A 1,410-nucleotide genomic window follows, 5' to 3' on the forward strand; every position below is an offset into this window, starting at 1 on the left:
TTGCGTAATTGTAAAAAATAAAAGTTAATCAATAAATCTTTCGAAATAATATATTTCTTTGAAGATATAAGTTATAAAAAAAATAGATAAGTAAATATATAATAAAAGTAATGTTAACGATAAACTTAAAAATGAGTATATATATTTTGAAATATTATATTTTTCAAAAATCTTTAAAAAGATTAATACTTGCAATAGTATGATTAATATTTGTAAAAACACTGTGTAATCATTCGATAATGCTAAAAACTTATCAATATATATCACGATATATGAGCTGTTTATATTGATAAATTTAATAATTATAAAGAATATAAGTATTAAATTTAGTACTTTAATGTCTTTATTTATACCTATATAATAAATGATGCATAATATAATGAAAATGAATTCTATAAAATCTCCTAAAAATATTGATAAAGTAAACCAAGAAAGTATGCCTAAGAACATGAACTTTAGACTATTAGAACTCTCCTTTTGCAAATATATTTTATAAAAAAGAAACATATAAATAATGATGGATAAAATCATTCTTAGAATGTACAACCTTGTATCTATAATCATTATTTGTATACTTTGCTAACAATCTCTAAATAATGATAGCACACATTTTTTTATATCACCTTTAGGTTGTCCAACAAGCGTATAGTTCCCTCCCTTTCCTCCAAATATAGTCAATAATTGTTTTGTTTTTAATTGTTTCATTAATCTATCCCTCTTTTACCATTTTATAACTAATGTACCATTATATGTTAAAAAAATAAAAAGGAAGTCTTAAATCGATGTTTTAAAATCTTAAATGAATGTTTTATGTGCAAGTATAAAAATAAGAGTTTCATTCAATGTTTCATGTATAGTTTTGTTTTTTTTCTTTATCCTACTTTATACTACTATTTGAATAATACTTTTGAAAGGAAAATATATGAAAAAAATACCATTTATTCAGCAAGAAGATGAAAAAGATTGTGGTCCTGTATGTATTGCTATGATATGTAAGTTTTATAATAAGAAGGTATCTCTAGAGAAGATAAGAAAAATTGCGGGTACAGATAAAAATGGCACTAATTTATTTGGTCTGATAGAACTTGGTAAATCTTTAGGATTAGATCTAACTGGTGTGCAAGCTGAAAGTATTGAAAACCTAAAAGAAATAAAATTCCCTTGTATTGCACATATACTTAACGAAAAAGGGTTTGAACATTTCATTATTATTGAAAAAGTAAAAAGTAATAAAATCTATATTGTAGATCCCGATTTAGGTAAATACTCTACTTCTTTAAATCAATTTGAGAGCTATTGGACTAAAATATTGCTTCTCATAGAAAAGACAGAAAATTTTAATACTAATAATGATAACCCCTCTGTATCAATACTATTCAAAAATTTGCTTATTAATAACTATAAGTACAT

At 23.0% G+C, this 1,410-nt stretch carries 2 protein-coding genes; one reads left to right on the forward strand and one right to left on the reverse strand.

Annotation, left to right across the window (positions count from 1 at the left end; genetic code table 11):
• Nucleotides 1-579: 579 nt before the first annotated feature.
• On the reverse strand, nucleotides 580-705 hold the full coding sequence (locus CD111_RS12280; RefSeq protein ID WP_095085974.1) for an EntF family bacteriocin induction factor: 126 nt from the start codon (nucleotides 703-705) through the stop codon (nucleotides 580-582).
• Nucleotides 706-922: 217 nt separating this feature from the next.
• Here CD111_RS12280 and CD111_RS12810 point away from each other — a divergent pair.
• On the forward strand, nucleotides 923-1,410 hold a 488-nt coding region (locus tag CD111_RS12810; protein ID WP_240610517.1), incomplete at its 3' end, for a cysteine peptidase family C39 domain-containing protein.

Source organism: Mammaliicoccus stepanovicii (genome assembly GCF_002902525.1).
GTDB classification, from domain to species: domain Bacteria; phylum Bacillota; class Bacilli; order Staphylococcales; family Staphylococcaceae; genus Mammaliicoccus; species Mammaliicoccus stepanovicii.